Origin of the sequence: Curtobacterium poinsettiae, from assembly GCF_047226435.1 — a bacterium.
Lineage (GTDB): Bacteria > Actinomycetota > Actinomycetes > Actinomycetales > Microbacteriaceae > Curtobacterium > Curtobacterium poinsettiae.
This window is the reverse complement of record NZ_CP178434.1, coordinates 913,304-939,674: the sequence shown is the minus strand read 5'-3', so window position 1 is coordinate 939,674 and position 26,371 is coordinate 913,304. Positions and strand designations below refer to the sequence as shown.

The following is a 26,371-nucleotide window of genomic DNA, read 5'->3' as shown; positions in this document are numbered from 1 at the left end:
GGGTCAGACGACCGGTGGCCGCCCTGCGATGGTCATCCGTGCGACTGTGAGCCAGCCCATCGGGCGGGCCGGTCCGCAGTCGGTCGTCCAGCCTTCACGGATCGCTCCGAACCAGGTGGCCAGCCGGCGGGGATGACGCCACCAACGCGCGACCTGGATCACGGCCCACGACCCCACGTACAGCGGCCGCAGCACCGCCGGCAGGTTCCGGCGAGCGAGCCACACCCGGTTGCGGGCGTTCAACCGGTAGTACTCGGCGTGCCGTGCCGGGTCGATCGCGGGGTGGTGCGCGACGAGGTCCCCGGCGTACCAGGTCCGTCGCCCGGCGTCCCAGACGCGCCAGGCGAGCTCGATGCCCTCGTGGGCGTAGAAGTACTCGGCGCCCCAGCCACCGACGACCCGGTACACGTCCATCGGCAGCACGACGGCGCCTTCCCAGACCGAGAAGACCGGCGACGAGTGGTCCGGTTCGCCCTTGCGGATGCGCGGCACCCACCGGCGCGGGTTCGCGGCGCCCGTGGGGTCGACGACCCGTGGTTGCACGAGGCCCAGCGACGGGTCGTGCTCGAACAGCGCGATCGCGTCACGCAGGAACGTCGGCGACGGCACGGATGCGTCGTCGTCGAGGAAGAACACGTAGTCGCCGTCGACCGCCTCGGCCCCGGCGTTCCGCCCCGCCGGGATCCCGACGTTCTCGGGCAGGGCCAGCGCGCGCACGCCGTCCGGCAGCCCGGTCGGCGCCCAGCCGTTGCCGACGCAGACGACGTCGAGCTCGACACCCTGCTGCGCGAGCACACTGTCCAGACCGCGGCGCAGGTCGTCCGGCCGGGTGCCCTGCGACAGGCTCACGACGGCGACGCGCGGTCGTTCGCGGTGCACCACCGCGTGGCGACGGCCGGTGCCGGGGACGGTCGTGCCCTCGGTCACGCCTTGACCCGCTTCGACGCGATGATCGCCAGGAAGTGCCCGGCCGTCGCGAGCACGGCCAGCGGCAGCAGTGCACCGACCAGGATCCGGCTGGCCAGCGGGTCGCCGATCACCAGGGCGACCAGGGCGAAGACGAAGGCGAGCATGCTCAGCTCGACCGAGTGGTACAGACGATGGAACGGCAGGAACTTCGCCAGTCGGCGGAGCGAGGCGAGCTTGCGGCCGGACGGCGCGGTGGAGGCGTCCCGCCGGTCGACCAGCTTGTCGAGCCCGGCGTTCGCGCGGGCCACGTGCACCATGTCGTTGAGGGCCTTGTTCAGCACGATGACCAGGCCGAGTGCGCAGCCGATCGTGGTCCACATCCAGTCCGCGTCGTGGATCGGCCACGTGGCGGCCCGGATGCCGAGCGCGACCGGGATCAACCCCTCGGTCGTGTAGTGCCCGACCTTGTCCAGGAACACACCGGCGGGCGACTTGGTGCCACGCCACCGTGCGACCTCACCGTCGGAGCAGTCGACGAGCATCTGCAGCTGGCCGAGCACCAGCGCCAGTGCCGCGCCCCAGATGCCCGGGATCAGCAGGGCGGCAGCGACGCTCCACCCGACCAGGATCATCAGGCCGGTGACCTGGTTCGCACTGACACGGGTCTTCAGGAGCACCCAGGTCAGGTACGGCGAGACGTCGCGCAGGTACAGCGATGCGGTCCAGTGCTCGGCGTTGGCGCGCGCACGGACCTCGTCCGGCTGGGCGACGGCGCGGAGTTCGGCGATCGAGGTCGGCCGTGCGGATCCGCGGCCGGTCGTGGGCTGGTCGGTCATTCGGTCACCGTCCCGTGTGGGTGGTCAGCTCGGACGTGCGGGTCAGGAACCCGATGATGAACCCGAGCCCCCATCCCACGTGGATGCAGGGCAGCACGACGAGCAGCCAGAGGAGCGTCGGCAACCCGGAACGGCGCGCCACCGCGACCGACCCGAGCACGACGAAGAGCAGGTAGACGACGGGCACCACGAACCCGAGCAGCGCCCAGGCGAGCGGGGTGGCCAGCGCGGCGCCGACGATGCCGACGAGCCCGGCGACGATGCCCAGGGCCATCGCCGCGACCATGGCCGGCGGCACGAAGTACCGCAGCCCGTTGTTCGCCGGGAACCGACGGGCGAGCTCGCCGCGCCAGAGACCGGTGGCGACGAACTGCCGCACCAGGCGCTTCAGGCTCGGCCGCGGGCGGTACGTGACGACGAGCTCCGGCGTGAACCAGACGGTCCCGCCGGTCTGCCGCAGCCGCCGGTTGAGCTCCCAGTCCTGTCCGCGCTTGATGCCCTCGTCGAAGAGTCCGACGTCGAACAGCCGCTCCCGTCGGAACACCCCGAGGTAGGCGGTCTCGGCCGGGCCGGCGGTGCCGCCGACGTGGTGCGGCGTGCCACCCAAGCCGACGCGACTGCCGTAGGCCAGCGCGACGGCCCGTTCGAAGGGGGTCCGGCCCTCGGCGCGCATGATCCCGCCGACGTTGTCCGCACCGGAGTCCAGGAGCGTGCGCACCGCGATGCGCGTGTAGTCGGTGGGCAGGACCGAGTGCGCGTCGACACGGATGACGACGGGGTGCACGGACGCCCGGATCGCGACGTTCAGCCCGGCGGGCGTCGAGCCGATCGGGTTGTCGATCGCGCGGATCCGCGGGTCGGCTGCGCTCATCTCGGCGACGAGCTCGTTCGTGCCGTCGATCGACGGTCCGAGCGCGAGGATGACCTCGAACGGGCCCGTGTAGTCCTGGTCGAGCAGACTGCCCACGGCGGCCCGGACCTCGGTGACCTCGTTGAGCACGGGCATCACGTACGAGACGCCCGGCAGGGGCTGTCCGTCTGACTGCATGCGTACCTCGGGGTGCTGGCTGGCGGCACGGGACGCACCGGGGCGGTGCCGCCCCGCAGAGCGACCATGAGCCTATCAAGAGGCCGAACCGCTCACCTGCGTCGGCGCGGGACGCACCCCGTGACGGACGGGAGGCCCGGCGCACGTCGTGCCCCGGGCCTCCTGTCCGCCGTGTGGTGGCGTCAGCCCTTGCTGTCGAACGTCCCCAGCTTCACGTCGGCCTGGCGGGTCTGGCCGTCGCGGATGAAGCTGATCGTCGTCGAGGCGCCACCCGCGAAGAAGCGCACCTGCGCGGTCAGGTCGGTGGCGTTCGAGACGGACGCCGAGCCGATCTTGGTGACGACGTCGCCCTTCTGCAGACCGGCCTTCGCCGCGGCACCGCCGTTGGAGACCGACTTGATGAGAGCGCCCACCTGCGTGGCGCTGGCCTCGTCGGTGGCGTCGCCGACGGTTGCGCCGAGGAGACCGTGGGTCGCCGAACCGTTGTCCTTGATCTCGTTCGCGACCCGCTTGACCAGGTTCGCCGGGATCGAGAAGCCGACGCCGATGCTGCCGGCGGCCGACTCCGACGACGACGAGCTGCCGGCCGAGGCGATGGCCACGTTGATGCCGATCAGGCGGCCCTTCGAGTCGAGCAGTGCGCCGCCGGAGTTGCCCGGGTTGATCGACGCATCGGTCTGGATGACCGGGAGCGAGACCGTGGTGTTCGCCGACGAGCTGCTGCCGTTGTCCCCGTTTCCCCAGAAGTCGAAGGGACCCGAGCCGCCGTTGCCGCCCTCGTTCGAGTCGCCGCCCTCGCTGGGGGCGCTCGAGGTGACCTGGATGCTGCGGTTCAGCGTCGAGACGATGCCGTCGGTGACGGTGTTCGACAGACCGAGCGGAGCGCCGATCGCGACCGCGGTGTCGCCGACGTTGAGCTTGGACGAGTCCGCGAACTCCATCGGCTTGAGGTCGGTCGCGTCGATCTTGATGACCGCGAGGTCGACCGTCGGGTCGGTGCCGATGAGCTTGCCCGCGTAGATCTTGCCGTTCGAGGTCGTCACGGTGATGCGGCCGTTCGAGCTGTCGCCGTCGAGGGTGACCACGTGGGTGTTGGTGACGATGTAGCCGTCCTTGCTCATCACCACACCGGAACCGGTGCCGGCCTCGTTGCTCGCGGACACGTTGATGGTGACGACCGACGGGGTGGCCTGTGCCGCGACGGCGGTGACCACGGTGGCGGAGTCGTAGTCGTTGACGGTCAGGTTGCCGCCCTGCGACGAACCGGAGGACACGACGCTGCCCCCGTCGTTGGTCGCCGACGAGGCGAGCCACCCGGCGCCGCCACCCACGAGCCCCGCAACGACGACACCGGCGATGACCGGCAGGAGCAGCTTGTTGCGGCCCGAGCGGTCCTTCGTCGTCGTGGTCGCGGCTGCGCCGGAGGCGTCGTCGCTGAAGTAGTGGCCGTTGCGCTGGTTCGAACCGTCGACGTCACCGAAGCCGCTCGTGGCCGACTGCGGGGCCGGTGCGGACGCGGTCGCGTACTCGGAGGACGAGCTCGGCGCGGCCGAGGACGTCGGCTGGGCGTACTCGCCGTAGCGGGGACGGTCGCCGACCGGCTGGCCGTACGGCGACTGCTGGCCGTACGGCGACTGCTGGCCGGCGGGGTTCTGGGGCTGCTGGCCGTACTGCGACGGCTGGCCGTACTGCGTCGGCTGGCCGTACTGCGACGGCTGGCCGTACTGGCTCTGCTGGCCGTACGGGTTCTGGCTCTGCTGGGCCTGCTGGCCGTACTGCGACTGCTGTCCGTACGGGTTCTGGCTCGGCTGCGGCTGCGACTGGCCGTACGGTGACGTCTGCTGCCCGTATCCGCCCTGCTTCGCACCCGAGGAGTCACCGGAGACAGCCGGGTACGGTGCGGTGTAGCGGTCGGTCGGGTGCTCCGTCGACGACGGGATCACGTCCGTGTTGTCCGGGGTCGTCTCGTCGCTCGGGTTCTGGTTCTGGTTGTGGTTGTGGTTCTCGTCCTGGTTCGGGCGAGGGGTCTCGTCCGGCTGGTCGGAGTCGTTCGGCATCGACGTGTTCCCTCTCGTGGCCGCTGCTGCGGCGTCCTCACTGGCGGCAGGCGGAGCCGCATCGTCCGGACGGCGGTCGTCGCCCTGCCCGTTGGGCGTGGTGTCGGTCATGCTGGACGTGCTCCTTTCAAGCTCGTGCAGTCTGTCGCAAGCACCTGAGCGGTCCTTCTGTCGAGGCTGCGAGCCACCCCTGGCGATCTTATGCGTGCGCTGAACGACGGGACCCAGTCCACCGCGGGACGGACAGCTAGGTTGGGGACCGTTCAGCGCGACACGTCGTCGCCCGCACCGGAGGGAACCACATGCGCCAGGCAGGACCGTGGCTGCGAGCCGCCGACGGAGCGATGCTGCTGGGCCCCGACGGGGTCCCCGCACCGACGGTGTTCGCCGAGATGAGCGCCCTCGCCGCCACCACCGGCGCGGTCAACCTGGGGCAGGGCTTCCCGGACGAGGACGGTCCGGCCGCGGTGCTCGAGGCCGCGGTGCAGGCGATCCGCGACGGCGTGAACCAGTACCCGCCGGGCCGCGGTACCCCCGACCTGCGAGCGGCGATCGCCGAGCACCAGCAGCGGTGGTACGGCCTCCAGGTCGACCCCGACCGCGAGGTCCTGGTCACCGCCGGCGCGACCGAGGCGCTGGCCGCGACGCTCCTCGCCCTGGTCGAGCCCGGCGACGAGGTGATCACCTTCGAGCCGTTCTACGACGCCTACGGGGCACTCGTCCGGCTCGCCGGCGGCGTGCACGTCACGGTCCCCCTCACCGCACCCGACTTCCTGCCCGACGAGCGGACGCTCCGGGCGGCCTTCACCGACCGCACCCGCGCCGTGCTCGTGAACACCCCGCACAACCCGACCGGACGGGTCCTGCCCACCGAGGTCCTGCAGACGATCGTCGACCTGGCCACCGAACGCGACGCCGTGATCATCACCGACGAGGTCTACGAGCACCTGACGTTCGACGTTCCGCACACGCCCATCGCCACCCTGCCGGGCGCCGCCGAGCGGACCGTCTCGGTGTCGAGCGCTGGCAAGACCTTCAACACGACCGGCTGGAAGATCGGCTGGCTCACCGCTCCCCCGGCACTCGTCGACGCGATCACGACGGTCAAGCAGTACCTGACGTTCGTGAACGGCGCACCCTTCCAGCCGGCCGTCGCCGTGGGCCTCCGTCTGCCCGACACCGTGTTCACCGGCATCGCCGCCGACCTGCGCGCGAAGCACGAACTGCTCGCCGACGGGCTGACGGCAGCGGGCTTCGACGTGATGCGACCGGACGGCGGGTACTTCGTCCTCGCCGACGCCGCCCCCCTCGGGTACGACGACGCCCGCGCGTTCTGCCTCGAGCTGCCCGCCCTGGCCGGGGTCGCCGGGGTGCCGGTCTCGGCGTTCGTCCGCCCGGACCACGTCGCCGGGTACCGGTCCCTGGTGCGCTTCGCGTTCTGCAAGCGTCGGAGCGTGCTCGAGGACGCCGCCGCACGTCTGGCGACCCTCGGATCGCGCCCACGCGCCTGAGACGCGACCGCGTCGGGACGCGACCGCGTCGGGACGCGACGGACGTGTCAGCGCTGCCCCGGGCCTCCAGGCGGGGTGCGCACGGACACGTCGTAGCGCCGCAGCGACAGCGACGGGTTCACCCGACGGACGGTGTCCGTGACGGTGGTGTCGATCGTGGCGGTGAGCAGGCCCGGCGCGGCGCCGGCCGAGGCGACCGCGACGCCCGACGGGTCGAGGACGACCGAACCGCCGATCCCGATCGGCGGCGTCTGGCCGACCCCGACGACCCAGACGGTGTTCTCGATCGCACGTGCGGTGAGGAGCGTTCGCCAGTGGTGTTCCTTGCCGGGGCCACGCACCCACTCGGCAGGGAGCACGACGACGTCGGCCGCACCGGTCTCCGGGGCGGCGAGTCGACGGGTGACCTCCGGGAACCGCAGGTCGTAGCAGGTCTCGAGACCGATGCGGAGCCCGCCGAGCGTGAAGACCGGGAGCTGCTCCGGGTCGCCGGACTCGATGCGGTCGGACTCCCGCGAGCCGAACGCGTCGTAGAGGTGGACCTTCCGGTACGTCGCCGCCAGGTCCCCCGAGGGGAGCACCGCGACCAGGGTGTTCCGGAAACGCTGTGGCGTGTCCGCCGACTCGGCGACCCCGACGACCAGGGCGATGCCCGTCGCCCGGGCGATGTCGCGGAGGCCCGTGACGAACGGGCCGTCCAACGGCTGCGCGGCGGCCACGAACCGATCGTCGATGTCTGCGGAGAAGTACGAGGTGTACTCCGGCGTGACGAGGAGGTCCGCGCCCCGGGCTGCCGCGTCGACGGCGGCGGTGCGCACGGTGGCGAGGTTGGCGACGGGATCGTCCACGGGGGCGAACTGCGCCGCCGCGATCGTGAGGGTGGCCATGCGGCGAGCGTACCCGGGGGCCGGGCACACGAAGAAGGCCCCGGTCCTGTTGGACCGGGGCCTTCATGTGACGCTTGGTTGCGGGGGCAGGATTTGAACCTACGACCTCTGGGTTATGAGCCCAGCGAGCTACCGAACTGCTCCACCCCGCGGCACGTTTAGAAGCCTACACGGGGCCGTGGCGGGACACAAATCGAGTGCCCCGCCACGGTGTGTCAGTTGTCGTTCTCGGCTGCTGTCGCTGCCTCGATCGCGTCCTGGAGGCGCTGGTCGGCTTCCGCCGCAGCGACCAGGTCGTTGTCGGCGTAGGCCTCCTGGCGGTCCTGCAGGGCCGCCTTGGCCTCGGACAGCGCCTTCTGCAGCGCGTCGTTGTCGGTCGAGCCGGAGCCCGTCGAACCACCGGTCGAACCCTCGCCCGAGCCCTCGCCCGACCCGGACGAACCCGAACCGGAGCCCGCGTCCGAGCCGGATCCGCTGCCGGAACCGGAACCAGAACCGGACCCGCTGCCGCTGCCGCTCGCACCGGAGTCACCCGCTGCGGCGCCCGAGTCACCACCGAACAGCGAGTTCAGGGCCTCGTCGAGGGTGTCCTCGAACGCGATCTTGTCACCGAAGGCCACCAGGACCTTCTGCAACAGCGGGTAGGAACCACTCGAGGTCGACTGGACGTAGACGGGCTGGACGTAGAGGAACCCACCACCGACCGGGAGCGTGAGCAGGTTGCCCTGCTTCACGGTCGAGTTGCCGCGCTTCAGGATGTTCAGCTCCTGCGACACGTTCGAGTCACCGTTGAACAGGCTCTGCACCTGTCCGGGCCCTGGGATGTTGTCGGTCTTCGGCATCGTCAACAGCGTGAGCTTGCCGTAGCCCGACCCCTTCTCGCCCTTGCCGGCACCACCTGCATCGGAGTTCACCGCCAGGTAGCCGGTCAACACGTTGCGGTTGTTCGCGCCCGCGGTCTGCTGTGGGATGTACGTCGTGTACAGCGAGTAGGCGGTCCCCTGCCCCGGCACCTTCATGGTCAGGTAGTACGGGTCCTGCAGGTTCGCGCGGTTGGCCGTCGTCGTGGTCTGCGCCCCGAGCGCGTTCGTCGACGTCGCCGCGGTGTCGGCGTCACTGTCGGACGTCGCCGTGCTCGTCGGTTCCTGCGGGGTGTTCCACGCGTCATCACCCGAGTAGAACGAGTTGGCGTTGGTCACGTGGTACGTGCCGAGGATCGAGCGCTGCACCTTGAACAGGTCGGTCGGGTACCGCACGTGGTCGAGGAGTTCGGCGCTCATGCTCGACACCGGCTTCATCGACGTCGGGAAGATCTTCTGCCACGTCTTCAGGACCGGGTCCTTCGTGTCCCACGTGTACAGGGTCACCTTGCCCGTGTAGGCGTCGACCGTGGCCTTGACCGAGTTCCGGATGTAGTTCACCTGGTCGGTGCGGTACGTCGAGGACTCGGCACCCGCGATGCTGTCCGACAGGCTCTGGCTCTGCGAGTACGGGTAGGCGTCGCTCGTGGTGTAGCCGTCCACGACCCACTGGATGCGGTGGTCGACGATCGCCGGGTAGGCGTCGCTGTCGACGGTCAGGTACGGCGCCGCCTTCTGCACGCGGGTGATCGGGTCGCGGTCGTAGAGGATCTGCGAGTCCTTGTTCACCGCGTTCGAGAGCAGGATCTGCTCCGACTGGAACTTCGCGGCGTAGACGAGCCGGTTGAAGAAGTTGCCGAGGCTCGGCCCGCCGTTCCCGGCGTACGTGGTGGTGGCGTTGCCGCCGTTGTCGTCGTCGGAGCCGGACGGGTAGTCGAGCTCGACGTTCTTCGTGCCCTTCGGCGCACCGACGATCGAGTACGGCGGCGAGGTCTCACCGAAGTACACGCGCTGCTGGAAGTCGCCCAGCGCACCGTTCGACGGGATGCCGGACTCGAGGAACACCGGCTTGCCGTCACTCGCGCGCTGGTTGCCGTAGGCCGCGGTGACGCCGTACCCGTGGGTGTAGACGAACGCCCGGTTGTACTGGGTGTTCGCGGCCGAGCTGAGGCCGTCGAGGTCGATGTCGCGGACCGCGATCACGGTGTCCTCGGTCTCGCCCTTGACGTCGTAGCGGTCGACGTCGAGCTCCTTCGGGAACTGGTAGTACTGCCGGTACTGCTGCAGCTGGCTGAACGTGTCGGAGACGATCTTCGGGTCGATCAGGCGGATGTTGGCCGTCGTCTGGGCGTCCTGCGCCAGTGCGCCGGAGCTCGCCTCGGTCGTGGCGTCGTAGTTCTGCTCCTCGACACCGGCGACCCCGTACGCGTCACGGGTGGCCTTGATGTTCCGCTCGATGTAGGCGGACTCGAAGGTCCGCTCCGAGGGCTTCACCTGCAGCCGCTGGACGACCCACGGGTAGATGCCGCCGATCACGATCGCGGCGACGAGCAGCAGGCCGGTGCCGACGATCGAGATGCGCCAGCGGCCGATGACCGCCGTCAGGATGAAGAGCAGCGCGACGATCGCTGCGATGCCCGCCATGATCTCGCGACCCGGGATCACCGCGTTGACATCGGTGTACTGGGCACCGGTGATGAGCGAGTTCGACTTCGTCAGCGCCGCGTACTGGTCGAGCCAGAGGCTGACCGCCTGCAGCGCGATGTAGAGCGCCGCAGTGACCGCGAGCTGGATGCGCGCAGCGCGGGAGATCCGGACCTCACGACCACCGAAGCGGAGTGCGCCGTAGAGGTAGCTCGCGGCGAGCGCGGCGAGTCCGGCGATCAGGACGACGGCCGACGAGTAGGCCACGATCGAGCGCCAGAAGGGCAGCTCGAACACGTAGAACCCGATGTCCAGGCCGAACTGCGGATCGGTCTTGCCGAACGGCGTCCGGTTGAAGTACTCGAGGACCATGCTCCAGCGGCCGGCCGTCGAGAGCCCGGCGAAGATGCCGAGCACCACGGGGATGCCGATCATGACGGCGCGTCGCAGCGGCTCGATGACCTGCTGGTAGCGGTCGAGCTGCGAGTTGAGCTTCGCGTAGACCGGACGGAACCGGAACGCGAGCGCGATGCTCACGAAGACCGGGACCGCCATGCCGAGGAAGCCGGCCACGAACATCAGCGTGCCAGCGATCCACCGGGTCGTGAGGACCTGCTGGAATCCGAGCTGCGCGAACCACGCGTAGTCGGTGTACAGGCTGGCGAAGATGAAGAAGGCGATCACCAGTGCGGCCAGCACGATGATCGTGACCACGATCGGGACCCGCGGCGAGCGCCGCCCCGAGGTGGACGAGGTTGTCGTCACTTGATGTGCTCCAGACGTGTCGGACCGGCGGGCCCGGCTCGCGGCGGGCCGTCAGTGACACTGATCCTATGGGACCGGACCGGGCGTGAAGCTGTACGGGGGCTCAGGGACGGGTCAGGAACCGCAGCGGGCGAGCTTGGCGGTGCTCTTGCCGTCGGCGATCGTCTGCAGGTCGGTGACCGCCTGGTCGAGGGTTGCGACGCTGTAGACGTCGAGCCCGTCCGGCACGTGCCCGACGACCTCGTCGCAGTTGTCCGCGGGGGCCAGGAAGACCGTCGCACCCGCGTCGGCCGCCCCGTAGAGCTTCTGGCGGATGCCGCCGATGGGACCGACCTCGCCGTCGGCGGTGATCGTTCCGGTACCCGCGACGTGCTTGCCGCCGTTGAGCTTGCCCGGCGTGATCTCGTCGATGATCCCGAGCGCGAACATCATGCCGGCGGACGGCCCGCCCACGTCCTGCAGCCGGATAGACACCTTGAACGGGAAGTCGTAGCGCTCGGTGACGCCGACGCCGAGCAACGCCGTGCCCTGCTCGCTGCGGGGCGTGACCCGGAGCTCCTTCGTCGCGCCGCCCCGCTCGACGGTGACGGTCGCGGGTCGCGAGGTGCCGTGCTGCGCGACGGCTTCGCGCAGGCTCGTGGCGTCGGCGTTGGTCGTGAGCGACTTGCCGTCGAACGCCGTGATCACGTCACCCTTCTCGATCGCACCGTCCGCTGCCGAGCCCTCCTGCACGGCGCTGACCTCGAGCTGGGTCGGCAGGTCGTTCCCCTGCTGGATGAGCGCGGCTGCGACGGCCGACTGCTGCGACGCCTGCATGTCCGCGGAGTCACGCTCGTTGACCTGCTCGGTGGTGGTGCCGCTCGGGTAGATCGCCTCGACCGGGATCACCGCCTGCGACCGGGTGAAGATCGCGCGGATGACGCTGGTCCACGACGGGCGGTTCGTCGCGTCGCCCTGGATGCCGACGGTGAGCATGTCGAGGGCACCCGCCGTCGGGTACGTCTCGTGCCCGGAGACCTGGATGAGCTTGACGTCCTTCGCGTCCTTGCCGGTGCCCTGCTGCTGCGTGCCGATGGTGTTGTAGACCGGTCCGGGCACCTCGATGAGGTACGGACTGGGCAGCAGGCTCGCCAGCAGGCCCAGCACGACGGCGCCGATCAGGAACGCCCACCCGACCCTCCGGGCACGCGAGCGACGACGGGGCGCGGGGGCGAAGAGGGTCACGCGGGGTCCTTCCAGATGGGCACCCGCGCCTGGCGGCAGGGTGGTAGCCCACGCCTGGCAGCGGGGCTGTTCGCCCTGGGCGCAGCACTTCGGGCGTTCCCACGGGGGCATCCCAGGTGCGGCCCCGTGAGCAGCGATTAGCGTAGTCGGCATGCCTGATGAACCACAGCCGGGGCCGGACGACGACTTCCAGGAGATGCTGCGCAAGCTGCTCTCGGGCGAGGGGCAGATCGACCCGTCGCAGCTCGCCGGTGCCGCCGGTCTGCCGAACGACCCGGCCTCCGTGGCGAACCTGATGAGCCAGCTCCAGCGCGCCGCGCAGTCCGGCGGTGACGGCATCGACTTCTCGGCCACCGCCGAACGTGCAACCGCCATCGCCCGCGACGGCGGCCACGCAGTCGACCCGGCCACCTCGCAGGCGGCCGACCAGGCGTTCCAGGTCGCCGCACTGTGGCTCGACGAGGTGACGACGGTCGCCGAACTGACCGCAGCCCCGAGCCTCTACACGCGTGAGCAGTGGGCGAAGGCCACCACCCCGGTGTGGACGCAGATCGCCGAGCCCGTCGCCTTCAGCATCGCCGACGCCCTGACCGAGGCGATCGACCAGCGTGCGCCCGAGCAGCTCAAGGCGATGCTCGGGGACGTCTCGAAGGCGATGCGCGGCATCGGCGGAGCACTCTTCGCGATCCAGCTCGGCCAGGTCGTCGGGCAGCTCTCGAAGGAGGTCGTGTCCGGCGGCGACGTCGGCGTGCCGCTCCTCGACGAGCAGGTCGCCGCGCTCCTGCCGCAGAACGTCGCCGAGTTCGCCGAGGGCCTCGACGTCTCCGAGGACGAGGTCCGCATCTACCTCGCCGTCCGCGAACTCGCGCACGCCCGGCTCTTCCGGTCGGCACGGTGGCTCCGGCTGCACATCATCTCGTCGATCACGGACTACGCGCGGGGCATCCACATCCCGTTCGACCGCGTCGAGGAGCTCGCGGCCGACATCGACCCGACCAACCAGGAGCAGCTGCGCGACGCACTCGCCTCGGGTGCCCTCATCCCGCCGCGCACTGCCGAGCAGGACGCCGCACTCGCGCGGCTCGAGACGATGCTCGCGCTGGTCGAGGGCTGGGTGGACACGGTGACCGCCGCGGCGACCGTCCGTCTCCCCAAGGCCGGAGCGATCGCGGAGATGGTGCGGCGTCGTCGGGCCGCCGGTGGCCCCGCCGAGTCGGCGTTCGCCACGCTGGTCGGCCTGGAGCTGCGTCCGCGCCGTCTGCGCGAGGCCGCGGCGATGTGGCAGCGGGTGACCGACGAGCTCGGTGCCGAACAGCGCGATGCCCTGTGGGCACACTTCGACCTCGTGCCGACCTCGGACGACGTCGACGCGCCCGACGCCCTCGTCGCACGGCTGCGGAACCCGTCGCAGACCGACGAGGACGACGCGTTCGACAAGGCACTCGAAGACCTGCTGAACGACTCGACCGGGGCACGCCCGCACGAGGACGAGTCCGGCCACGTGGCCGACGACCCCGAGGGCGGATCGGGCGACGGTCCAGGGGACCACACGGGCGACCAGCCCCGCTGAGTTCTCCACAGATCCGCTCCGTGACCCCACGCGTGCCGCCCACTCCGGCACCGTGGGGTCATGGGCATCCGCATCGATCCGACACTCGAGTTCGTCTGGCGTGACCCCGCCACGGTCCAGCTCGGGGTCGATCCCCCGCGTGCCGTCGTCGCCGTGCCCACCACCGGGGAAGAGCGGTTCCTCAACGGCCTCCGGCGCGAGACCGGGCACGACGTGCTGTCCGGCCTCGCGGTGGCGTCGGGCTGCTCCCCGGAACGTGCGGCCGGGGTGCTCGGCGCCGCGTCGCCCGCTGTGGTCGAGGTCCTGCCCGAGCCGCTCGAACGCATCGAGGTGCACGGCCCCGGCACGCTCGCCGACACCGTGGCGACGTTCCTGAGCGGCGAGGGCGTGACGGTCAGCCGAACCACCGCCCCGGCCGGGGGTCCCATCGCACTGCCCGACCCGGAACCCCGGCTCGCGGTGGTGGTGGCCGACCACGTGGTCGACCCGGCGCTCCGTGCCGCGTGGACCCGTCGTGGCGTGCCGCACCTGGCGGTCGTGGTGGGGGACGGCCGGGTCCGCCTCGGGCCGTTCGTCGTGCCGGGAGCCGGCCCCTGCCTGCAGTGCGCGGAGTACGCACGCGTCGACGACGACCCGGCCTGGCCGGCCATCGCGGCCCAGGTCTGGGGTCGGCACCCGGCGCCGCTGTCGCCGTGGCGGTCGGCGGCGGTGGCCGCAGCCACGGCACGGATGCTGCTGGAACGGCTCCCGCTCCGGACGCAACGTGCCGAGCCCGACCAGGTCGTCTTCGAGCGGGACGACCTGTCCGTCAGCCGTTCCCCGGTCCGGCCCCATCCGCGATGTGCGTGCCGAGCGCTGCCAGGAACCGACTCGGAGCCCGGGCTCCCCCACGCGTGGACCCCTGTTGCGACCACGTGATCGTGACGGATCGGCGGGCGCGGGTCAGCCCGACGTAGAACAGCCGTCGTTCCTCATCCACCTCGGTGTCGGTCGACGCGTGCGAGATGGGCAGCAGCCCCTCGGCGGCGCCGGCGATGACCACGTGCGGCCACTCCAGACCCTTCGACGAGTGCAGCGTCGCGAGCGTGACGGCGTCGACCTCGGGTTCGTGGTGCGTCGCCGCGCGATCGACCAGGTCCTGGGTGAACTGCTGCATCGTCGTGCCCGCGGGGGCGTCCTCGGCCAGGCCCATGATGGCCTGCAGCGCCTCCCACTGCTCGCGCACTGCGCCCGTGCCCTCGGGCGGCGTCTCCGTCCAGCCGCTGACCTGCAGCACGAGCCGGACCCGTCGGGTCAGCTCGTCGTCGGTCTGCCGGATCGCCTCGCCGCGCATGTGGTGGACGGCGAGCTTGACCTCCGGGCGGTTGAAGAACCGCGTGCCGCCCTGCACCCGGTACGGGATCCCGTTCCGGCCGAGGGCGGACTCGAGCGCGGCGGACTGCGCCCCGACGCGGAAGAGCACGGCGCAGTCCCCGAAGGACGCGCCGGCCCCGACGAGCTCCGCGATCCGGCGGGCGATGGTCTGCGCCTCGTCACCGTCGTGGACGCAGGCCAGCACGACCGGGTCCGGGCCCGGTTCCTGGCTCTGGGCCACCAGGTCGAGCGCCCCGGGCTGACCGCGCATCAGCGTGTTCGCAGCGGACACCACCTCGCGCGTGGAGCGGTAGTTGCGTTCGAGGCGCAGGACCGATCCGCGCGGGAACTCCGACCCGAACCCGAGCAGGTAGTCGCTCGACGCCCCGGCGAACGAGTAGATGGTCTGACTGGCGTCGCCGACGACGCACAGGTCGTCGCGCCCGCCGAGCCAGGCGCGCAGCAGGTCGTGCTGCACCGGCGAGACGTCCTGGTACTCGTCGACGACGAAGAACCGGTACTGCTGCCGCACGTACGACGCCACACGGGGCTCGGACTCGACCATGCCGAGGGTCGCCAGCAGGACGTCCTCGAAGTCGAGCTGCCGCCGGTCGTCCTTCAGCCGCTCGTACGCCTTCATCAGGTCGATGACCCGGCGCGGCGTGGTGTCGCGCGGCATCACCCGGTCAGCGGCGGCGGCCTCGTACTCGTCGAGCGAGAGCATCTGCACCTTGCGCCACTCGACCTCGGCGGCCAGGTCGCGGAGCACCGGGGTGTCGACGTGCATGCCGACCGTGTCGGCGGCGTGCGCGATCATCCGCCCCTTGGACTCGACGATCTTGGGGGCGTGCCCGCCGACGGTGTCCGGCCAGAAGTAGCTGAGCTGCGCCATCGCTGCGGCGTGGAAGGTGCGTGCCTGCACCGTCCCGGCACCGAGCGCGCGCAGTCGCGACCGCAGCTCACCAGCGGCACGGCTCGTGAACGTCAGCGCGAGGACGTGGTTCGGGGCGTAGGTCCCCGTGGCGACCCCGTAGGCGATGCGGTGCGTGATCGCACGCGTCTTGCCCGTCCCGGCACCGGCCAGCACCGCGACCGGTCCGAGCAGTGTCCGGGCGACCGTCCGCTGCTCGGTGTCGAGCGCGGCGAGCAGTTCGTCGGGCGACGGCGGCCGGGGTTCGACAGCCCCTGCGCCGGCTGTGCCGCGCGGACCGGCGACGCTCACGGCAGGTCCAGCGGCCCGCCGTACCACTCCTCGATGATGGCGCGGGCGATCGAGGTGCGTCCGGGCAGCAGCAGGGTGTCCCCGGCGCGCTCGCGGATCTCGTCGCGCGAGAACCACCGCACGTCCAGGATCTCCACACCGTCGGGGCGGGCGGTCGTCGGGTCACCGCCCGCTGCACGCGCACGGAAGCCCACCATCAGCGACGCGGGGAACGGCCACGGCTGCGAGCCGAGGTACTCGGGCTCCTCGACGCGGACGCCGGATTCCTCCCAGACCTCGCGGCGGACGGCGTCCTCGAGCGACTCCCCCGGCTCGACGAACCCGGCGAGGAGCGAGTACCGGTCGGCGTCCCACGCGGCGTTCGAACCGAGCAGGATCCGGTCGTCGGCGTCGACCACCCCGACGATGATCGCCGCGTCGGTTCGTGGGAACAGGTCGTGCCCCTCCGGGTCGCGACGGACCCATCCACCGCTCACGACGGCGGTGGGCGATCCGGTGCGCGGGGAGAAGCCGTGCACTGCGTGCCAGTTGGCCATCGCGACGGCTTCGACCGCCAGTCCCTGGTCGCGCGGCGAGAGCTCGGTGCCGAACATCCGGAGGCTCTGCCAGGCGTCGTCGTCGGGTTCGATGGCGGTTGCCGTCGCGCTGTCGATCAGCGCAGCGACGAAACGGGTCCCCGCCGCGGCGTCCGGGGCGTCCGAGACAGCTCGGCCGAGGTACAGGGTGACGGTCTCGACCGGGATCTGGGCCGCGGTCACGAAGCGCAGGGTCCCGTCCGTGTTCCGGAGCATCTCGGCGCCGCGGACCGGCAGGTACCGGGTGCGCTCGTCCTGGCGCAGGACGCGCTCGATGTCGTCGGTCGTGCGGAACTCGGCGTCGCGGTCGAGTTCGTTGCGGGAGAGCGGGAGCCGGGCGGCGAACTCGACGGTCACGGCGGGGGAGCTCCTCGGATCGGGTGCGGACGTGCAGGAGACGTGCGGTGGGCGTGCGGGCCGCCGAACAGCGTGGCGTGCAGCCGTGCACGCGTCACGCGCCTACCCTGAGGGGCATGGCGGGATCCCAGTTCACTCTAGCCGCGTTGGCGACGACGGCCGTTCCAGGTCTCCTCGTCACGGGCACGCGCACGCTCGGCTCGGCCGCGGCCGGCGACTACGAGTCGGCGCTCCTCCGCGACGCCGACGGCACCGAGATCGTCATCCGCCGCCCCCGGAACCAGCGCGCCGAGGCCCGGCAGTCGGCCGACCTCGTCGCAATCCGGGCGCTGAGCGCCGGGATCCGCACCCGCCTGCCGTTCGGCGTCGTCGAGTACCGCGGCCAGGCACCGATCGGATCGACGCGCGCCATCGTCACGACACGGTTGACCGGGACCCACCCGACGCTCGCGTCACTCGTCGAGCACCCCGACCTCGCCACCAGCGTCGGCCGTGCCGTCGCCGCGATCCACCAGCTGCCGACGAGCTTCGTCTCCGACGCGGGCCTGCCCTCGCTCACGCCGTTCGAGGTGCTCCGGTCCGCCGTCTCGGTGATGGACCGTGCCGTCGCGACCAAGCTCGTCCCCGCCGCGCTCGTCGAGCGTTGGGAGGGCGCCGCACGCGACCAACAGCTCTGGCAGTTCACGCCGACCGTCGTGCACGGCTCGCTCGGCACCGGCGCCCTGCTCGTCGACGGTGACGCGGTCACGGGGATCCTCGACTGGGGCGAGCTGCGGCTCGGCGACCCGGCCAAGGACCTCGCCTGGGTGCTCGCCGGCCGTCGCGACGCGTTCGACACCGTCCTCAGTGCCTACGAAGCGAACGGGGGCGGTCGCGACCGCCAGCTCGCACAGCGTGCACGTGTGCACCACGAGCTCGAGACAGCGCACTGGCTGCTGCACGGCGTCCAGGCGAAGAGCACCGAGGTCGTCGACGACGCCGTCGCGATGATGCACCGCCTGGTCGACGCGGTGCACGCCCCGAGTGCGGAGCCACTGCAGTCCGTGTCGCCGGAGACGATGGAGATCGGCGAGGTGGAGCAGCTGTTGTCCTCCACCGAGCGTCGCCACGGCTGACCCCGGATCGCGCCGCCGCACGTCGGTCACGACTCCCCGCTCGGTTCCGCCGGGCGGTCACAGATCGTCGGCTGCGTCGCGTCCATCCGACGGTCTGTGACCGCTCGCTGCGCCGAAGGCGGGGTGTCGTGACCGGTTCCGGTCGTCGGCTCGCGTCCGGGACGCGACCGCCCTGGAGGCCCGGTGCCGGTCCGGCGGACCGGCACCGGGCCTCCAGGGCGGAGCACGACCGGCGGAGCACGACCGGGCGGAGCACAACCGGGCGGAGCACGACCGGCACAGCGCGCTGCAGGCGCAGGGCGGCGACACGGCAGGTGCGGTTCTTCCGGCACGTCCCGTCAGGCGCGTCCCGCGGCGGGCGCCGCGCGCGACACGGCAGGCTCGGCAGGTCCGGCGCGGCCCGCGCGGGACGCACCGCGCGCGGTCGCGCGAACCTTCCGCCCGCCGCGGGACGTCAGTTGCCGATGGCCTCGGACCACGCGCGCTCCAGGCCGGCGCGGTCCAGCAGCTCGGACGGACGGACCTCGAGGTCATCGGCGACGAAGTAGAACACCGCGTCGACCTGGTCGAGCGGCCGTCCGGTGAACTCGGCGTACGCGACGCGGTACAACGCGAGCTGCAAGGTGCGACGAGCCAGGTCGTCTGCCCCCGAGGGAGCCTTGCCCGTCTTCCAGTCGACGACCTCGGCACGCCCGTCGATCTCGTAGACGGCGTCGAGCTTGCACACGACGCTGTGCCCGAGGAACGGGATGTGGATCTCGCGTTCGACCTCGATCGGTGTCAGCCCGGCCCACCGTGAGCGGGCGAACGTCGCCTGGAAGTCCGCGAGTCGGCGGGCGTCGTCGTCGGTGACCACGGCGTCCGGCGATGCGTCGACGAGGTCGTCGGCGTCGAGGTCGAGCTCGCCGTCCCAGACGTCGAGGGTCTCGAGCCCGCCACCGCTCCGCGCCCGCTGCTCCACCCACTGGTGGAAGAGCGTGCCGAGACGGGTGGCACGGTACGGTCGCTCGGGCATCGGCCGGCGGAGCCGCTCGGCCACGGAGTCGGGTTCGGTCAGGTAGTCCTTGAAGCCCGACGCCGGGACGCGGTGCGGGACGGCGACCGCGTGCTTCGCGTTCCGGGTGGCGTGCCGTTCGGCGAGCAGCAGGTCGATGTCGGCGGCGAAGCGCCCGGCGGCTCCGGGGTTCGCGTTCCGCACCCGCTCGGCCGCAGCCAGGACCCGCGGCGCCCGCTGCCCGAACGGCACGTGCGGCCAGGTCTGGGTCGCGCCGCTCTCCCCCATCGGGTTCTCGTCGTGCACCGTCGTCTCCGGGATCGCCGCGCCGTCGATGACGTCGGCGTCCACCAGGTCGCGCAGGTAGCGGCTCGGTTCGGTGGGTCGGACCCCGCCGGCCCAGAACGAGCCGGACACCAGCAGGTCGTGCTTGGCGCGGGTCAGGGCGACGTAGGTGAGCCGGCGTTCCTCGTCCTCGTTGCGGGCCTTCACCTGTTCCTTGAAGGCGTCGATCGCCGTGGTGACGTCCTTCTGGGTCTCCTGTCCGCGCCAGGCGAGCCGGGGCAGCTCCGCGGCGTCCCCGCGGAACTCGTACGGCAAACGGCCGAACCCGAGCCAGCCGGACGAGCCCTCCTGCGGACGCGCGGGCAGACCGCCCTCCACCATCCGGGGCACCGCGACGGCGTCCCACTCGAGCCCCTTGGACCCGTGGATCGTCAGGATCTGCACGGTGCCGGCCTCGGGCTCCTCGGAACGCGGGCCCATGTCGTCACGCCGGGCTGCGGCGTCGATCCAGCCGAGGAACGAGCCGAGGTCGGCGCGGTCGTCGGTCGACACGAAGCCGGCGAGCTCGTCGATGAAGGCGTCGAGGTACGCGCCGCTGCCCTGTTCGTGCGCGGCGACCTCGATGTCGAGTCGCATCTCCTGCACGACGAGCGTCACGAAGTCGACCAGGTCACTCCCCGCGCGTGAGCGGAGCATCGAGAGCTGCCCGCCGAGCGCGCGCATCCGGCTGCGACCGGCGGCGGTGATGCCCTCGAGCGCACCGTGCTCGTCGGGCGCGGTCGCGACGAAGTCGAGCGCGTCGACGATCGACCCGTGCTCCCCTGCGGCGACCGAGGCCCGGAACGCCGCGGTCAGGTCGTCGTCGAGACGCTGCTGGGTGTGGTCGCGCTGGAACAGCCACCGGGCGAGCTGGTGCAGGGCGACGATGTCCGCCGCGCCGACCCGCCACCGCGAGCCCGCGAGCAGCCGGATCAGGTCGTTGCCGGCCGCCGGGTCGTGCAGCACGCGCAGGCATGCCACCAGGTCGACGATCTCCGGGCGCTGGAGCAGCCCTCCGGTCCCGAGCACGTGGTAGGGCACCCCACGTGCTCCGAGCGCCGCCGTGAACGCCGCGAGGTCCTTCCGGGCCCGCAGCAGCAGCGCCATCGAGCCCGCCGGGGCCCGCCGGCGGTGGTCCTGGAACCACGCCGCGACCTCGTCGGCCTCTTCCGGCAGGGTCTCGGGGAACACCACACGCACCGTCCCTGCGTCGGCGCCCGGTCGCGGCGAGAGCCGTTCGACGTCGACCTCGGACGCCTCGGACAGCGGCGCCACGATCGCGTTCGCCCCCGCGAGCACGTCGACCGGGTTCCGCCAGCTCGTCGACAGCGCGAAGGTCACCGGCTCGGCCACGCCGGGTTCGTCGCCCCCGAAGTCGTGCGGGAACCGGGCGAGGTTCGCCGCACTCGCCCCACGGAACCCGTAGATCGACTGGTGTGGGTCGCCGACCGCCATCACCGAGTGCCCGCGGAACAGCCGGGCGAGGAACCGGGTCTGCACCACCGAGGTGTCCTGGTACTCGTCGAGGAGCACCACGCCGTACCGACTCCGCAGGTCGTCGACGACGCGCGGTGCCGACTCGGCCGCTGCGAGCGCCAGGGCGATCTGGTCGGAGAACTCCACGAACCCGCGGTCGACCTTCTGTCGACGGAACTCGGCGACCAGGTCGGCCAGGGGTTCGAGGGCGCCGATGGCAGCGACCGCGTCGGTGATCGCCTTGTACGGCTTGCCCCGGTTGCCGGGGAGTTCGAGCAGCTCGGAGAACTCGATGGCGAACCGGCGCAGGTCTTCTGGTTCGACGAGGTGTTCGGAGGTGGCGCCGGCGAGCGCGACCACGGCGGCGGTCAGCGTGTCGACGTCGCGGTCGAGTCCGGCGAGCCGGTCGTCGCGGGCGGCCACCACGACCCGACGGGCGAGCTGCCAGGCCGAGGGTTCGGTCAGCACCTGGGACTCGCCGTCACGGCCGACGAGCAGGGCGTTCTCGCGGAAGACCGCGTTCGCGAAGGCGTTGTACGTCGAGACGGTGGGCGCTTCGAAGGCATCCCCCGGGGTGATCAGCCCGACGTCCTCGAGCGCGCGGATGCGGTCGTTGATGCGGACCGACAGTTCGCCGGCGGCCTTGCGGGTGAAGGTCAGGCCGAGGACCTCGTCGGGGCGGACGAGCCCGTTGGCCAGCAGCCAGACCACGCGCGAGGCCATCGTCTCGGTCTTCCCGCTGCCCGCTCCGGCGACGACCAGCGCAGGCACGAGCGGCGACTCGATGACGGCGCGCTGCTGGGCGGTGGGACGGGGGCGGCCCAGCGCGTCGGCGATGGCGTCGGCACCGTGCCGGATGACGGGCGGCGCAGCAGCAGCAGCAGCCGTGTCGGTCGTCTCGGTCGGGTCGCTCACCAGGTCACCTCCGCCACCACGTGGATCCGGCACTCGACCCCGGTCCGGGCCTTCTCGCAGTGGTCGTCCACGTTCGCCACGAACGTCCGGCCGGCCATGCCCCGCGCCACACCGTGCAGGCGCTCGCGGTACGCCTCGCGCGCCTCGGCGTCGAACGCGTGCTGCGTCCGCTCCGAGAAAGCGTGGCCACCGCGGGGGTTCTGGACGAAGACCAGCCGCGCATCGGTCATCGGGGAGCCGGCGGGTACACCGTCGACCGCGCCGTCCTCGACCGCGAGTTGGTAGGCACCGAGCTGCGGGTGTTCCGGCATGTCGTTCTTCTCGCTGGGCATCGAGCGGCCGGTCTTCAGGTCGACGACGCTGACCCGGCCATCGGGGTCGACCTCGATGCGGTCGATGCTCCCCCGGATGCGTGCTGGACCGGTCACGAGCGCGAACGAGGTCTCGGCGCCGAGCAACTGGCGCCCGGCGCTGGCGAAGGTGCGGAGGTAGTCGCTCAGTCCCTCGATCATCCGCCGCGTCCGCGCGCGCTCGCGGTCGGCGACCCAGGGCGACTCGAACGTGAGCTCGTCCCACCGTGACTCGACCCGCTCCCACAGCGACTCGACGTCGATCTCGGTGGCGTGCTCCATCGCTTCGTGCACGATGGTGCCGATGCCCATCGCCGGGCTCGGGGCACCGCCACCGAAGGTCTGCGCGAACCAGTGCACCGGGCACTCCTCGAAGGTGCCGATCCGTGACGGCGACACCGACACGGCCGGCGCGACGGGCTCCCCGCCCTCGACCTCGGGCACGGGCTCGGCGTCGAGGTCGACCAGGGGTTCGTCGGTGGTCGGCTCGGCGAGTCCGTACCACTCGTCCGGAGCCGCCCCGGGTACCTCTGCCTCGGCCAGGCGGGCCAACGCGGACGCGGCTTCGTGGTCGCCGGAGCCCACCACCCGTCGGCGCAGCGACCCGGCGAGCCCGCGCAGCGAGAGTGGATGAACGGTCGGCTGGCGGTCCGGCGGGACCGGGACGAGACGGACGAAGGGCGACGGTGACTCGTCGTCGTTCGCGACGGTGCCGATGACGACCTGCGTGGTCGCGCGGGACACCGCCCGGGCGAAGAGTCGGAGTTCGTCGGCGACGACGGCGGCGCGGTCGTCGATGGGCGAACGCTCGACACCGGCGGCCGCGCGCACCAGGCCGTCCGGGTCGAGCAGGCTGCCGCGCACCCGGGTGTTCGGCCAGACACCGTCCTGCAGGCCGAGCACCACGACCACGTCGCACTCGAGTCCGATCGTCGCCGAGGGGGTCAGCACCCGCACACGGCCGGCGGTCCGGTCGGGGCCGATCGAGTCCTCGGGCAGGTCGGCACCGAGCAGGTCGTCGACGAAGACCCGCGCGGGGGCGTCCGGCGTGCGCTCGACGAAGCGCTTGGCGGCGGTGAACAGGCCGACGACGGCGTCCAGGTGGCGGTCGGCCTCCCCCGCACCCACACCACCGGCGGCGGACTGGGCACCCCACGACTTCGCGAGGCCACTGCGTTCCCAGAGCCCCCAGAGGATCTCCTCGATGCTCGACCCCGCATCGGCGTCGGCACGCGCCTGTACCAGGCTCCGGGCAAGTCGGGTCGCACGCCGCGCGAACCCGGCGTCGACCGTCGCCAGTCGCTCCGGTGCGCCCAGCGCCTCGACCAGCAGTTCGTCGGCGGTGCGGCTGCCGTCGCCCGCGAGCTCCTCGCGCCGCAGTGCGAGCCGGAGTCTGCGCATCGCCAGGGTGTCGAGGCCGCCGAGGGGCCCCGTGGCGAACGCGGTGGCCAGGGCGGCGTCGAGCGGCAGGACGTCGAGCGCCACCGCAGCCGCGTCGAGCAGCGCCCGCGCCGCGGAGTCGTCGCGCGGACGGACGGGCGCCGCGCCGGCGGTCGCAGGGACCTCGGCCACGGAGAGCGCCCGCACGAGTTCCGGGATGGCAGCGCCGCTCCGGGTGACCACGGCCATCCGGTGCCACGGCACGCCGTCCAGCAGGCGGTGTTCGCGGAGTCGACGAGCGATCGCGACCACGAGGGCGGACCGGCTGGCAGCCTCGAGGTGGACGACGGCGTCGGACCGCGCGTCCTGGTGGCTCGCCGCGGCGCTTCTCTGTCGCCCGGCCGCCGCGGTGCCGATGCGGCCCGTGATGCCGGAGACCAGGGCGCGGATCGGCGCGGGGTGCCGGTGCACGGCGCCGAGGAACAGCTCGTCGACGCGGTCCACCCCGAGTCGCACGGCGAGCCGTCCGAGCACGTCCGGTTCGGCGCCGCGGAACGCCGAGGCAGCGATGTCCGGGTCGCCGAACGCGACGATCTGCACCCCGGAACGCGCGAGGGCTCCGAGCAGGGCGATCTCGCCCTCCACCAGTTCTTGCGTGTCGTCGACGACGACCAGCCGCAGGGCGGCGATGCTCGCGGGGAGCTCGTGCCGCAGCACCGCGGCGGTGGCGTACGCCACGAGCTCGCCGGAGTCGAGTCCGGTCGGCCGGAACGCGGTGACCGAGGCGCGGTAGTCGTCGACGAAGTCACCCACGGCGTGCCACTCGGGTCGACCGAGCTCGTCGCCGAGTTCGCGCATGTCGTCGGGCTCGACACCGGCGGCGACCGCGCGCATCATCACGTCGCGGAGTGCGGTGCGGAACCCGGCGCGTTCACGGACGACCGCGGTGATCGGGTCGGGCCAGGCCGGACCGGCTGCGTCGAGTTCGTGGCCGGCGAGCAGGTCCGCGATGATCCGGTCCTGCTCGCCACCGGTCAGCAGCGTCGGGGGTTCCTGCCCCTGCACCGCCGCCGCGTGCGTGACGATCTGGAACGCCAGGGAGTTCACGGTGCGTGCGAGGGCCCCGGGAACGACCCGGTCGACCGTCCGCGCCAGTCGGTCGCGCAGCGCCGTCGCCGCTGTGCGTGCCGAGGTCAGTGCCAGGACCGTCGCGTGCCCGTCCGGGGTGATCGCATCGCGGCGGTGCAGGCGGTCGGCGACCAGGCGAGCGAGCGTGGTCGTCTTGCCGCTGCCCGGGGCGCCGATCACCGCACCGTGGCGGCCGTCCGGCAAGGCGAGCACCGCAGCCTGCGAGGGGTCGTCGACCAGTGCGCGCGCGAACCCGGTGTCTTCGGGAGCGGGCATCAGCGTGGTCTGCGGCACGCTCGTACGGTACCGAGGACCGCCGACAGCACCGCCCCGGACGCGCGGGGCACCGGTCGTCCGACCGCCCGAGTGCGCCCGCGGCGAACGGCCGATGCCGCACGGGACCGCTCGGATACGCTGTGCTCGTGGACATCAAGATCGGCATCATCAACAGCCCGCGCGAGATCGCGTTCGAGACCGCCCAGACCGCGGACGAGGTCGAGAAGGCCGTGTCCGAGGCGCTCACCGCGAAGTCGACGCACCTGTCGCTGCAGGACGACAAGGGCCGTCGCTTCATCGTCCCCGTCTCGGCCCTGGCGTACGTCGAGGTCGGCGCGGAAGAGGCACGGCGCATCGGCTTCGTCGCCTGACGACGTGGAACTGCTCTTCGCCGTCCTCGGCGGCATCATCATCGGCGCGGTCGCGCACGTGATCCTGCCGTGGCGGTCGAACCGCGGCGTGCTCGTCGGACCTGCTGCCGGCGGCATCGCCGCAGCCGTCCTGTGGGAAGCGCTGACCTGGGCCGGGTGGCGGTACGACGGCACCTGGATCTGGGTCGTGGCCCTCGTGGGTTCCGGCGTGGTCTCGGTCATGGTCGAGTGGCTCCTCGGCACCCGGCGCGACAAGGGCGACGCCGCGTACTACGAGCAGCTCAAGACGCGCGGCGCCTGACACTCGGGCAAGCCCGACACCCGAGCAAGCCAACGATCGAGCAAGCGTGACGCTCGATCAAGCGTGAAGCTCGAGCGAGCCTGCCGCTCAAGCCGTCAGGCCGAGCGCGTCCATCCGTCGGGTGTGCGCGGCGATGAGCTCGGTCCAGACCGGCTCCAGTCGCTCCTGGTCCTCACGGGCGTGCGACGCCAGGGCGGACCGGGCGACGAGCAGGGTGTCGCCCACCAGACGCCGTCCCCACATCGCCAGGCGCGATCCGATCTGCGGGTCGTCCTCGATGTGGGCAGTCAGCTCCTCGACGACCGCCGCTTCCTCGCGCGCGTCGAACACCGAACGCAGCCGCTGCCGCACGTCGATCGGCAGCGAGCGGAGCAGGTTGCCGAACAGGTCGTTCAGGATGCCGGCCGTCACGTAGCCGGTGAGCATCGACTCGTACCAGTCGGCACCGCTCGTCCGTTCGAGGAACAGGTCGATCGCCTCGCGGTGCGGTGCCATCAGCGCCGCCGGGTCCCCGCCGGTGCGCTCGATCTCGGCCACGATCGTGCGGTGCCGCTCGAGCGCCGTGGTCGCGAGCACCCCGGTGACCAGACGGCCGGAGAGCGTCGGTGCCGAAGCACCGGCTCGTCCCATCGTCTCGTAGACGGAGAGCTGCAGGTAGGCAGCCTGCCCCAGGTAGACGTCGAGCTCCGGGGTTACGTCGTCGAGCGCGAGCCGCTTGACCTGTGCTGCTCCGCGCGGGTTCCGCGACGCGAGCCATGCGGCAGCGAGCTGCGCCGCGCGCTTCCGGTTCCACCACGACACCACCCGACCAGCATAGAGGGCACCCGCCGGTCACCCGCCCGACGCCCAGCGGCGCCCGCCGGGCGCCCGGCCCGACGCCCAGCGGCACCCGCCGGGCGCCCGGCCCGACGCCCAGCGGCACC

General features: G+C 71.9%; 18 protein-coding genes and 1 tRNA gene. 6 read left to right on the top strand and 13 right to left on the bottom strand.

All coding sequences use genetic code 11. The features are described from left to right. Positions 1 to 3: 3 nt before the first annotated feature. From ACL00U_RS04440 to ACL00U_RS04425, 4 genes are all read right to left on the bottom strand, one after another. Complete coding sequence (locus ACL00U_RS04440; RefSeq protein WP_371830557.1) at positions 4 to 927, bottom strand: glycosyltransferase family 2 protein; 924 nt, start codon at positions 925 to 927, stop codon at positions 4 to 6. Then, positions 924 to 1,745 carry a CDP-alcohol phosphatidyltransferase family protein gene (locus tag ACL00U_RS04435; RefSeq protein ID WP_071251162.1) on the bottom strand — a complete coding sequence of 274 codons (822 nt, stop codon included), beginning with the start codon at positions 1,743 to 1,745 and terminating at the stop codon, positions 924 to 926. Before ACL00U_RS04435 ends, ACL00U_RS04440 begins: the two co-directional genes overlap by 4 nt. Positions 1,746 to 1,749: 4 nt before the next feature. Continuing rightward, positions 1,750 to 2,793, bottom strand: a complete 1,044-nt coding sequence (locus ACL00U_RS04430) for a glycosyltransferase family 2 protein (RefSeq protein WP_017887026.1) — start codon at positions 2,791 to 2,793, stop codon at positions 1,750 to 1,752. Between the two features lie 182 nt (positions 2,794 to 2,975). Then, positions 2,976 to 4,961, bottom strand: a complete 1,986-nt coding sequence (locus ACL00U_RS04425) for a trypsin-like peptidase domain-containing protein (RefSeq protein WP_412873865.1) — start codon at positions 4,959 to 4,961, stop codon at positions 2,976 to 2,978. A gap of 191 nt (positions 4,962 to 5,152) precedes the next feature. Between ACL00U_RS04425 and ACL00U_RS04420 the strand changes: the two genes are divergently transcribed. After that, positions 5,153 to 6,361, top strand: coding sequence for an aminotransferase class I/II-fold pyridoxal phosphate-dependent enzyme (locus tag ACL00U_RS04420; protein WP_056072991.1), 1,209 nt, complete (start codon positions 5,153 to 5,155; stop codon positions 6,359 to 6,361). Between the two features lie 47 nt (positions 6,362 to 6,408). On the opposite strand, the gene ACL00U_RS04415 is transcribed toward ACL00U_RS04420, so the two are convergent. From ACL00U_RS04415 to ACL00U_RS04400, 4 genes are all read right to left on the bottom strand, one after another. Beyond that, the gene (locus tag ACL00U_RS04415; protein WP_031259658.1) at positions 6,409 to 7,248 is read right to left on the bottom strand and encodes a carbon-nitrogen hydrolase family protein; all 840 of its coding nucleotides are present in this window, start codon (positions 7,246 to 7,248) and stop codon (positions 6,409 to 6,411) included. Between the two features lie 75 nt (positions 7,249 to 7,323). Next, a tRNA-Met gene (locus ACL00U_RS04410) sits at positions 7,324 to 7,400 on the bottom strand. Positions 7,401 to 7,463: 63 nt separating this feature from the next. Beyond that, complete coding sequence (locus tag ACL00U_RS04405) at positions 7,464 to 10,517, bottom strand: UPF0182 family protein (RefSeq protein WP_236559552.1); 3,054 nt, start codon at positions 10,515 to 10,517, stop codon at positions 7,464 to 7,466. Between the two features lie 114 nt (positions 10,518 to 10,631). Further along, positions 10,632 to 11,741: a YlbL family protein gene (locus ACL00U_RS04400; RefSeq protein WP_042539187.1), complete on the bottom strand. Its 1,110-nt coding sequence runs from the start codon at positions 11,739 to 11,741 to the stop codon at positions 10,632 to 10,634. Positions 11,742 to 11,892: 151 nt separating this feature from the next. Between ACL00U_RS04400 and ACL00U_RS04395 the strand changes: the two genes are divergently transcribed. Then, positions 11,893 to 13,311, top strand: coding sequence for a zinc-dependent metalloprotease (locus ACL00U_RS04395; protein ID WP_031259664.1), 1,419 nt, complete (start codon positions 11,893 to 11,895; stop codon positions 13,309 to 13,311). Between the two features lie 60 nt (positions 13,312 to 13,371). Next, on the top strand, positions 13,372 to 14,229 hold the full coding sequence (locus tag ACL00U_RS04390) for a TOMM precursor leader peptide-binding protein (RefSeq protein WP_259496503.1): 858 nt from the start codon (positions 13,372 to 13,374) through the stop codon (positions 14,227 to 14,229). Here ACL00U_RS04390 and ACL00U_RS04385 read toward each other — a convergent pair. Further along, positions 14,120 to 15,886: an ATP-dependent helicase gene (locus ACL00U_RS04385; protein WP_017887034.1), complete on the bottom strand. Its 1,767-nt coding sequence runs from the start codon at positions 15,884 to 15,886 to the stop codon at positions 14,120 to 14,122. The genes ACL00U_RS04390 and ACL00U_RS04385 overlap by 110 nt on opposite strands. Next, the gene (nudC, locus tag ACL00U_RS04380) at positions 15,883 to 16,818 is read right to left on the bottom strand and encodes an NAD(+) diphosphatase (RefSeq protein WP_071251156.1); all 936 of its coding nucleotides are present in this window, start codon (positions 16,816 to 16,818) and stop codon (positions 15,883 to 15,885) included. The genes ACL00U_RS04385 and nudC overlap by 4 nt, the downstream gene beginning before the upstream one ends. Before the next feature lie 116 nt (positions 16,819 to 16,934). Here nudC and ACL00U_RS04375 point away from each other — a divergent pair, with 116 nt between their 5' ends. Beyond that, on the top strand, positions 16,935 to 17,933 hold the full coding sequence (locus ACL00U_RS04375) for a phosphotransferase (RefSeq protein ID WP_140448453.1): 999 nt from the start codon (positions 16,935 to 16,937) through the stop codon (positions 17,931 to 17,933). A gap of 454 nt (positions 17,934 to 18,387) precedes the next feature. Here the strand turns inward: ACL00U_RS04375 and ACL00U_RS04370 are convergent, their stop codons facing one another. Beyond that, positions 18,388 to 21,642, bottom strand: coding sequence for an ATP-dependent DNA helicase (locus ACL00U_RS04370; protein WP_262118471.1), 3,255 nt, complete (start codon positions 21,640 to 21,642; stop codon positions 18,388 to 18,390). Beyond that, positions 21,639 to 24,794, bottom strand: a complete 3,156-nt coding sequence (locus ACL00U_RS04365; RefSeq protein WP_262118470.1) for a UrvD/REP family ATP-dependent DNA helicase — start codon at positions 24,792 to 24,794, stop codon at positions 21,639 to 21,641. The genes ACL00U_RS04370 and ACL00U_RS04365 overlap by 4 nt, the downstream gene beginning before the upstream one ends. Positions 24,795 to 24,922: 128 nt before the next feature. Here ACL00U_RS04365 and ACL00U_RS04360 point away from each other — a divergent pair, with 128 nt between their 5' ends. Together ACL00U_RS04360 and ACL00U_RS04355 are read left to right on the top strand one after the other, a co-directional pair. Further along, positions 24,923 to 25,147, top strand: coding sequence for a DUF3107 domain-containing protein (locus tag ACL00U_RS04360; protein ID WP_031259670.1), 225 nt, complete (start codon positions 24,923 to 24,925; stop codon positions 25,145 to 25,147). Positions 25,148 to 25,151: 4 nt separating this feature from the next. Beyond that, on the top strand, positions 25,152 to 25,448 hold the full coding sequence (locus tag ACL00U_RS04355; protein WP_056072970.1) for a hypothetical protein: 297 nt from the start codon (positions 25,152 to 25,154) through the stop codon (positions 25,446 to 25,448). 87 nt (positions 25,449 to 25,535) lie between these two features. Here the strand turns inward: ACL00U_RS04355 and ACL00U_RS04350 are convergent, their stop codons facing one another. Next, positions 25,536 to 26,249: a ferritin-like fold-containing protein gene (locus ACL00U_RS04350; protein ID WP_231564082.1), complete on the bottom strand. Its 714-nt coding sequence runs from the start codon at positions 26,247 to 26,249 to the stop codon at positions 25,536 to 25,538. Positions 26,250 to 26,371 lie beyond the last annotated feature (122 nt).